General features: G+C 67.4%; 4 protein-coding genes and 2 pseudogenes. 2 read left to right on the top strand and 4 right to left on the bottom strand.

The window, feature by feature from the left end:
* Positions 1 to 234, top strand: a pseudogene (locus tag AC5RUH_RS02640) (hypothetical protein); the annotation flags it as partial.
* A gap of 4 nt (positions 235 to 238) precedes the next feature.
* Here AC5RUH_RS02640 and treS read toward each other — a convergent pair.
* The gene (gene treS, locus AC5RUH_RS02635) at positions 239 to 2,608 is read right to left on the bottom strand and encodes a maltose alpha-D-glucosyltransferase (protein ID WP_494127847.1); all 2,370 of its coding nucleotides are present in this window, start codon (positions 2,606 to 2,608) and stop codon (positions 239 to 241) included.
* Positions 2,609 to 2,809: 201 nt separating this feature from the next.
* The gene (locus AC5RUH_RS02630; protein WP_494002198.1) at positions 2,810 to 3,304 is read right to left on the bottom strand and encodes a MarR family winged helix-turn-helix transcriptional regulator; all 495 of its coding nucleotides are present in this window, start codon (positions 3,302 to 3,304) and stop codon (positions 2,810 to 2,812) included.
* A gap of 46 nt (positions 3,305 to 3,350) precedes the next feature.
* On the opposite strand from AC5RUH_RS02630, the pseudogene AC5RUH_RS02625 reads away from it, so the two are divergent.
* Positions 3,351 to 4,166, top strand: a pseudogene (locus AC5RUH_RS02625) (EamA family transporter); the annotation flags it as partial.
* 148 nt (positions 4,167 to 4,314) lie between these two features.
* Here AC5RUH_RS02625 and AC5RUH_RS02620 read toward each other — a convergent pair.
* Together AC5RUH_RS02620 and AC5RUH_RS02615 are read right to left on the bottom strand one after the other, a co-directional pair.
* On the bottom strand, positions 4,315 to 5,016 hold the full coding sequence (locus AC5RUH_RS02620; protein ID WP_494025736.1) for an endonuclease/exonuclease/phosphatase family protein: 702 nt from the start codon (positions 5,014 to 5,016) through the stop codon (positions 4,315 to 4,317).
* Positions 5,017 to 5,249: 233 nt separating this feature from the next.
* The gene (locus AC5RUH_RS02615; protein WP_494127846.1) at positions 5,250 to 6,713 is read right to left on the bottom strand and encodes a protein adenylyltransferase SelO; all 1,464 of its coding nucleotides are present in this window, start codon (positions 6,711 to 6,713) and stop codon (positions 5,250 to 5,252) included.
* Between the last annotated feature and the right edge of the window lie 71 nt (positions 6,714 to 6,784).

Below are 6,784 nucleotides of genomic sequence, written 5' to 3'. Positions count from 1 at the left end.
GCCGCGGGCGGCCTGGGCGCCGGCCTGCTGGCCGGTGTGGCCGCCGGCTTCGTCGGCTCGGCCATCGCCGGTCCCCTGCTGGAAGGATTCTCCGGCATCGGGGAAGGACTGGCCGGCGCCGCGGAAGGATTCGGCGACACCGTCGCCTCCGCCGGTGAGGGCTTTGCGGACAATGCAGGCTTCGGCGGTTTCTTTGGCGACGGCGCCGAGGGGCTCGGCGACTGGGAGATCTAGCGGATCAGGCACCCGCCTGGGGAGCGTCGCCGTCGTCATCCGTTTCCGGGGCCGGCGGCGCGATCAGCAAGGCGGTGCCCGCGTAAGGTCCGAGGTGGAGATAGAAGCTGTGCAGGTCGTCCACCGTGCCGATGGTTTCGCCGCTGAACGCGTCGGTCACTTCGGAGCCCAGCTCCAGGGCTTCGGAGCGGACGGTACCGGCGATTTCCTGCCCGGAGAAGTTCAGGACCGTGACCTCTTGCCCGCCCGAGACCAGTTGGTGGACCATCACCAGCATGCCGCGATGGGAGACGTCGGGAACATCTATCAGGGCGCTCTTGGCGATGCCGTGCTCTTCCCGGACTGCCAGGATGCGGGCCAACTGCCGGGCGAACGACGCTTCGTCCTCGAGCTGCTCGGGCAGCGTGCCGTACAGGGCCTTGCCCATGGGCATGCCGGAGGTTGACGTCTCGGCTGTCGGGTCGAAACCCATCAGGTCATGGGCGCTGCGGTTGATCCAGCGCGTGTCGCCCCGGGACATCAGCCGGGCCACCCGGCTGCGCTCCAGCGGCAACATCCCGCACAGGTCCCAGCCGGAGAGCGCGAAGACCCCCGGCTGCAGCGCGTTGTACATGGCCAGCAGCAGGTGCACGCGGCAGATTTCGGCCGACTGCTCTTCGGTGATCGAATCCAGGTCGGTGATGCCCAGCACCGCGGTGATCACGCTGGCCGTGGTACAGGCGATTCCGTTGGCGGTGAAGACCAGGTTGTAGGGGGCGGCTTCGCCGGTGATCCCGTCCCGCAGGGTCTGCTGCACCTTGTGGGCCAGTTCCGCGCCGGTGAGCTCCTCGCCGTCGAGCTCATAGACGTCGTCCTTGTGCTTGGTGGTGAAGTGCACCAGTTCGTAGGTGAGCTCGTCGTGGTTCTGCAGCGCGTGCACCAGCGACGCCTGGTCTACGCCGATGTCCATGGCCAGGCGCAGCGTCAGCCGGAGAAACTCGGTGTCCGCGGTGACCAGGGCGTGGTGGTACGCCGGGCGCGTCACGAAGTCGTAGGACAGGTCCGGGCCGGTTTCGGAGGTGGCCTTGATGTCGTCGATGCTGAGGTTCAGCTCCTGGAAGGTGAAGCCGCCGACCTTGCGGACCATGCTGCCGATGATCTGGTTGGCCGCCGCTGAGAGCGGATGCCCCTCGGACCAGCCCGGCGTTTCCTCGGCGCTCTTCTCCACGCCCAGGAAGCCGTTGGCGTCCAGCCGGAGCGCCCCGGTCCCCAGGTCCACCAGCGAATGCAGGGCATCGCCCATCACCAGGCGCATGCCGGAGAAGGTGGGGTCCAGCCAGTTGATGGACGGCTGGCCGGCCTTGAAGTAGTGCAGATAGACCCAGCGGTGGGCCTTGCCCTCGGTGTCCAGGACCGGCGGGGTGGCGCTCCAGTTGGTTTCCTTGACGCCGGGTTCGTAGAAAATGACCCGCTGGAGTTCGCCGATGATGTAGCCGGCCTGCTGGAGCCGGCGCTCGGTCGCGACGTCGATATTGACCGAGTCCTCGCCCTCGGGGACATCCGGCAGCAGGTCCCAGTCGGACTCCGGGATGTCGATCATGTGGTAGATGCCCGGATAGTCGCGGAAGTTCATCTCCGCCAGCCGGAAGTCTGCTCCCTTGCCGGTGTGGCCGGGCACAATATCGTCCACGATCGTGCCGCCGTGTTCGGCGGCCACCCCGCACATGCTCCGGAACTCGTCCTCGGTGCCGAACAGCGGGTCGATCGCCATGCTGATGCGGTCGAAGTGCCCGTCCACGCTGGGGGTATGGTTCCAGCCGGTCAGGCCGCCGGCCAGCTTCACCGGCCCGATGTGGATGGCCTTGATGCCGATCTGTTGGAAGGCCTCCCAGAGCGCGGCATCGCCCAGCGCCGCCAAGAACGTCTGTCCGGGCCTGGTGATCAGCGACAGCGGGTAGGCCGTGAACCAGACCGAGGCCCGCTCCACCGCCGCCCGCGGATTCGGGTACGCGAACGGGTTCTGCCACATGCTGGCCTGCCCGGAGAGCTGGCGCCCCAAAACCTTCGCGTCGCCCAGCATGGACTGGTTGCGCAGCCACTCCACATAGACCTTGTTGCGCGCGTCCGGCTCGAACGGCGGTTGGCCGGGGACGAACTGGCGGCGGCGGGCCGTGGGGCGCAGCGAGCGGGGACGGGCCGGGTAGAACTGCTCGTCAAAGCTGATGTCCGGCGCCTGGGGTTCGGCGAGGGGCTCGACGGCGGTGTTCCCGCCGTCTGCCGCGGCGGCATCCCCGTCTGCCCTGGCAGCACCCCCGTCCGCCCTCGCGGCAGCACCGCCGTCGTCATGGTTGGTGCGGTCAAGGACGGGCTCGTGCCGCAGAACCGAATCCTTCATGGCGTCATCTCCTTTGTGCTCGACGGCTGGAATTCTCCAGACGGGCTCTACCCCCAACATTGCCAGACGGCCGGGGCCACCACTACCCCGGGCCACCGGTCAGCCGGGCGGTTTCAGCAGGAAGTGGACCGCTGCCGGGTACGAGGACCGCGGAACCGTTCCGGTCGTGCTCGTTGTAGGAGCCGACTTCGTACCGGTCGGCTAGCAGCGCGCTTCGGCCGCTTGCTCCACCTTGGCCAGCAGGCGCGCGAGCTGGTCGCGTTCCGTCCGAGTCAATCCGGCGAGCAGGGCGCGTTCGGTGTTCACATGGTCGGGCAGAGCCTTGTTGACGAGGTCCCGCCCTGCGGGCGTGAGGGTAACCTGCTTGCCCCTGCCGTCCGTGATGTCTTTGGTTCTTGTGACCAGCCGCCGCTCTTCCAGTCGGTTTAAGCGCTGGGCGATGGCGGCGGAGGTCACCATCGCGGCCTGGGTCAGCTCCCGTGGACTGAGCGTGTAAGGCTTCCCCGAGCGCAGCAGTGTCGCCAAGACGTCAAAACTGGCCGAATCGAGATCGTGGCGGGCGAACGTTGCCGCCAGCACGGCGTCCACCTTCCGCGACGCGCGAGTGATCCGTCCAATCACTGCCATAGGCGAAACGTCCAGGTCGGGCCGTTCCGCAGCCCACTGCGCCAAAATTTTCGCTACCGGGTCTTCCACGCATCCAGCATAGACGATTCGCTAAGAGCTTAGCTATATTGGCTAAGTGCTTAGCAATCGATGGCTCCTCCTGGCAGCCACTGCCTTCGCCCCGTTGACCTGGGGAACGACCTACGCGGTCACCACCGAACTGCTGCCTGCAGACAAGCCGCTCCTAGCAGCGGCACTGCGGGCGCTACCTGCAGGGCTCCTCCTGCTGTTGATTGTCCGGCGGCTCCCGCAGGGCCCTTGGTGGTGGAAGGCCCCACTGCTCGGCGCACTGAACATCGGCGTTTTCTTCGCCCTGCTGTTTATTGCCGCCCATCGGCTGCCCGGCGGAGTGGCGGCGACCATTGGCGCCGTGCAGCCTTTGCTGGTGGCTGTCCTGGCCTCGCGTTGGATCGGCGAGCGGCTGACCGGCCCCAAGGTCATTGCAGCGGCCGTCGGCTTGTTTGGCGTCGCGCTGATAGTGCTGCAATCACACGCCGGACTCGACGCGGTGGGGGTCGCGGCCGCCTTGGGCGGCACCTTGTCCATGGGCGCCGGCCTGGTGCTGGCTAAGAAGTGGGGGCAGCCGGATACGGCTCTGGCCGTTACGTGCTGGCAGTTGACGGCCGGTGGTTTGCTGCTGGCACCGCTGGCCCTCCTCATGGAGGGCCCGCTGCCGCAGCTGACCGGTTCGAATATCGGTGGCTACATCTACCTGTCGGTGATCGGAACTGCTGTGGCCTACGCGTTGTGGTTCCGCGGGCTGCAGCTGCTGCCGGCGTTTAGCGTGTCGCTACTGGGACTGTTGAGTCCCGTCGTCGCCACCGCCACCGGATGGCTGGTCCTTCATCAGGAACTCGCCCCCGGTCAAACAGCGGGGGCGTTGCTGATTTTGGCAACACTGGTCGCCTCCAATTTCAAGGCGACGGCAAGGGGCGGGCGGGCCTCCGCCGCCGCGGCAGCCATTCGGCGCATGCACTTCCGCTGGTTCTCGTCTGTCAGACCTTCAGCCGACCGCCAGTTGGCGGAATATGGCGAACCCGTCAGCTGGCGCGGGCCTCGCGGTTCTCGTCCACGTATTCCGCCGTCACCAGGATCGGCAGGTGGTCGGACTGGCCGCGCGGCAGGGTTTCCACGCTTTGAATGTCCAGGCCCAGGGACGTGGCGAAGTCGAAGTGGCCACGGAACAGCTTGTAGCGCGTGTAGGTGCGGCGGTTGCTCAGGGTGAGCTCGTAGCCCGTTTCCTTCAGGTGCGCAATCAGGTTTTTCGTGAAGAAGGGGTAGTTGAAGTCCCCCACCATCAGTGTCATCTGCTCGCCGGTGCCGCCCATGCCCAGCAGCGCTTCGTGGCCGGCCTTGATCTGATGCCGGCGCAGGGAGTTGGTGGCCGTCAGCGGCGCGGCGTGAAAGTCGCCGACGACGATTTCGTGTTTGCTCTCGTTGTCCACCATCTTGACCCCGAGCAGCCGCTCGTGGGCGGGTGCAAGCACGTAATCGTGCAGCGACTTCTTGAGTTCGAAGGTGTTGGTATCGAGGGCGGAGAACCGGTTCTCGTCGTAATAGACGGCCAGTCCCAGCCTGTTTCCCTTGGTCGAATTGGCCAACCGCAGGTGTCCCAGCGTGTGCGGAAGTTTCTCCGTGTCCGCTTCCTGCAGGCACATCACGTCGACGTCGTAGCGGTCGGTCAGGTCCTCGAGTTCCGCGCTCGCACTGTGTTTCCGCAGGTTGTAGCTGATAGCTCTCAACAAAGAATCACCCTTCCGTCGCGGTCGCTGTAGTCTGCGCCCATATTACAGAGCCGACCCCGCGGTTACATTCGGCTGCCGCCCGCCAAACCGGCCAAAAGGGCGGATTCGCCCCGCAAGGACGCCAAATACCGGTGGCCGATATCCTTCGACAATTAGGTGCCGGGCGCGGCCATCGGGCGCCGTGTTGCCGGGCATCGGCCCCCGTCCCGTCGGCGTCTTGCCGGCGGCGCTCACGTCCCGCAGAAAGTCCGGTACGCGCCGAAGTCTTCCGGCGCAGCGGCTGCGTAACGCTCCAGACCGGGGCGCTCGTCGTAGGGGCGGGTCACCGCCTCCAGGAGGCGGTCCAACGGGTCCAAGTCTCCGTGCGTGGCGGCGTCGAGGGCCTCCTCGACCAGGTGGTTGCGGGGAATGTAGACGGGGTTGACCCGGTCCAGCAAACCCGCGTCCGGCCGGAGCGGACGCCATCGCCCCAGCCAGTCATCGAACCCAGATGGGTCCGGAAACAGGCGCCGCGCCGCGTCGGTTTCGCCCCGGGCGGCCGCGCCGAGGCTGCGGAAGAACGCCGTGTGGTCTACCTTGCCCGCCTGGAGCAGGGCCAGGAGGTCGTTCACGAGCGGGGAGGCCGCCGCTGCATCGACCCCGTCGCCCAGGCCGATCTTGCTCCTCGCGCCGGCCAGCCAGGCGGCGCTGTACTCGCTCCTGAAGGCGCCCAAGGCTTCCGACGCGAGGGCGGCCGCCTGCTCTTGATCGTCGTGCAGGAGCGGCAGGAGGGCCTCGGCGAGCCGGGCGAGGTTCCACTCGGCGGCAAGCGGCTGGTTGGCGTACGCGTAACGTCCGCCCTCGTCGATGGAACTGTAGACGGAGGCCGAATCGAAGGCGTCCATGAAGGCGCAGGGCCCGTAGTCGATGGTTTCACCGGAGATCGCCATGTTGTCGGTGTTCATGACCCCGTGCACGAATCCCACGAGCATCCACTGCGCCACCAGCGAGGCCTGGGCGCCGATCACGGCGTGGAACAGCGCCAGATACGGGTGCTCGGCCTCGGCGGCCGCCCGGTGGTGGCGGGCAATGGCATGGTCGGCGAGCCGGCGCAGGAGGTCGACGTCGCCCGTGGCCCGGGCGTACTGGAAACTTCCCACACGCAGATGGCTGCCGGCCACCCGCACCAGAACGGCTCCCGGCAACTCGGTGTCACGGTAAACCGGGAGCCCCGTGGCCACGACGGCGAGGGAGCGCGTGGTGGGAATGCCCAGGGCATGCATGGCCTCGCTGACCACGTATTCGCGGAGCATCGGGCCCACCGCGGCCTGGCCGTCACCGCCCCGCGCGAACGGCGTGGGCCCAGAACCCTTGAGGTGGACGTCGCGCAGCCGGCCGCCCGCATCGGTCAGCTCGCCCAGCAGGAGCGCCCGCCCGTCGCCGAGCCGGGGCGAGTACCAGCCGAACTGGTGTCCGGCGTACGCCTGCGCCACCGGAGTGGCACCACCGGGGATCTGGTTGCCCGTCAACAGCTGCAGCCCGTCGGGGCTGCGCAGGGCGGCCGGCTCGATTCCCAACTCGGCGGCCAGCGGCTCGTTGAGAACCAGCAGGCGCGGGTCGGGGACCTCCTGCGCCCGCCAGGGGACGGCCAGCTCCACAAGCTCGCGGGCGAAGCGGCCATCAAACGCGAGGGTTGATTGTGCTGGAGCACTCATCCCCCAAGAATAGCTAGGACACCACGGGTGGCGTCACCCCAGCCGGCAGATACCCGGAACTGCAAAGGAAA

This window comes from Arthrobacter sp. Y3223166 (genome assembly GCF_059090935.1).
The sequence above is the reverse complement of the archived record's forward strand: the minus strand, read 5'-3'. Positions and strand labels throughout refer to the sequence as shown.

Coding starts and splice junctions, on each gene's coding strand:
- treS (WP_494127847.1), bottom strand. CDS start 2,608: ATGAAGGATTCGGTTCTGCGGCACGAGCCCGTCCTTGACCGCACCAAC.
- AC5RUH_RS02615 (WP_494127846.1), bottom strand. CDS start 6,713: ATGAGTGCTCCAGCACAATCAACCCTCGCGTTTGATGGCCGCTTCGCC.